The organism is Domibacillus sp. F004 (genome assembly GCF_057814295.1).
In genome coordinates this window covers 1-310 of the sequence record NZ_JBVATB010000043.1, presented here as the reverse complement: position 1 = coordinate 310, position 310 = coordinate 1, and the positions used below count along the sequence as shown (strand labels likewise).

1 rRNA gene is annotated in these 310 nt (G+C 49.7%); it reads left to right on the top strand.

Annotation, left to right across the window (positions count from 1 at the left end):
- Window positions 1-90 (top strand): 23S ribosomal RNA (locus ACZYRN_RS19350); the annotation flags it as partial.
- Window positions 91-310: the final 220 nt, after the last annotated feature.

The following is a 310-nucleotide window of genomic DNA, read 5'->3' as shown; positions in this document are numbered from 1 at the left end:
CCCTTGAAGAAGACGAGGTAGATAGGTTCGGGGTGGAAGTGTGGCGACACATGGAGCTGACGAATACTAATCGATCGAGGACTTAACCAAATAGAAATGCGCAAGTCGGCCGCTCAGGCCCGGCAGGTATAAGACAGACCGCTGTCGTGACGTTCTTTGTCACAGAAGCGTGATGGCTTATGACCGAGGGACTGGCCGACTGGAGCTGGACAACACAAAATAACACTTGGTGTAACACGGATCATACGACACGCTTCTATCCAGTTTTGAAAGAACAGGCTTCTTTCCAATTTCATAGTCAGGTGGCATT